Genomic DNA, 466 nt, shown 5'->3' on the forward strand with positions numbered 1-466 from the left:
TGTTGGGTGTGTGTGGGGGGTGGTTGTTGTGTGGTGTTGTTTGTTTTTGTGGGCGTGGTTTGTTGTTTTTTTTTTTGGTGGTGTGTGTGGGGGTGTTGTGGGGGTTGTTGTTTGGGGCGTTGGTTTTTTCAGCGTTCGTTTGTTCTGGGTGTAGGACTGGTTGGTTGGCTATTGGGCTGATGTGCTTGCCTTATGGGAGCTTAGGTTTGGCTGGGGTAGATTTTCGGCTGTTGTTCTGTGGGTGATGGGCTGGCGTTGTGTTTGGGGTGGTTGGGGGGTTTGTGGTGGTGTTGTTGTTGTTGGTTGTTGGGGGTTGTGGGGTGTGTGTTGTGGTTTGTTTTTTTTTTTTGGTGGTTTGTGGTGTTGTGTTATTGTTGTTGTTATTGATGGCGTGTGTGTCGTTGGTGTTTGTTGTGTTGGTGGTGGGGTTTGGGGTGGTTTGGGGTGTTGGTGTGGGGGGTGGTGG

The 466-nt window shown here is 50.2% G+C and carries 1 protein-coding gene; it reads right to left on the reverse strand.

The window, feature by feature from the left end; genetic code table 11:
* Positions 1 to 190 precede the first annotated feature (190 nt).
* The coding region (locus ACTHTU_RS11270) for a hypothetical protein (protein ID WP_440362598.1) at positions 191 to 466 on the reverse strand (276 nt) is incomplete at its 5' end.

It is taken from the genome of Neisseria sp. P0020.S005, assembly GCF_051957055.1.
Classification (GTDB): domain Bacteria; phylum Pseudomonadota; class Gammaproteobacteria; order Burkholderiales; family Neisseriaceae; genus Neisseria; species Neisseria subflava_A.